1 rRNA gene is annotated in these 426 nt (G+C 46.2%); it reads left to right on the forward strand.

The features are described from left to right. Positions 1–136 precede the first annotated feature (136 nt). A 23S ribosomal RNA gene (locus V7D18_RS21910) occupies positions 137–426 on the forward strand; the annotation flags it as partial.

Consider the following 426-nt stretch of genomic DNA (forward strand, 5'->3'; position numbering starts at 1 on the left):
TTACATCGAAAGATGTAACCGAATAAAAACTCGTTCAATTACCGTGACGTACGGTAAACGAACAAACCTAAGACCATAAGATACAACGCTATGTATCTTAGATGAGTAACCCGCACCCGCAGGTGAAAATCGTATTGGTTAAGCTAGAAAGAGCACAAGGTGGATGCCTTGGCACTAAGAGCCGATGAAAGACGTGATAAGCTGCGAAAAGCTTCGGGGAGGAGCAAATATCCTTTGATCCGGAGATATCTGAATGGGGAAACCCAGCTGAGCAAACCTCAGTTGTCGTATGGTGAATCCATAGCCATACGTCGGGAACCCGGGGAACTGAAACATCTAAGTACCCGGAGGAAAAGAAAGAAAACTCGATTTCCAGAGTAGCGGCGAGCGAAATGGAAAGAGCCTAAACCAGCATGCGTGCATGCT

Source organism: Lacrimispora sp. 38-1 (assembly GCF_049890855.1).
In the GTDB taxonomy this organism is placed as follows: Bacteria; Bacillota; Clostridia; order Lachnospirales; family Lachnospiraceae; genus Lacrimispora.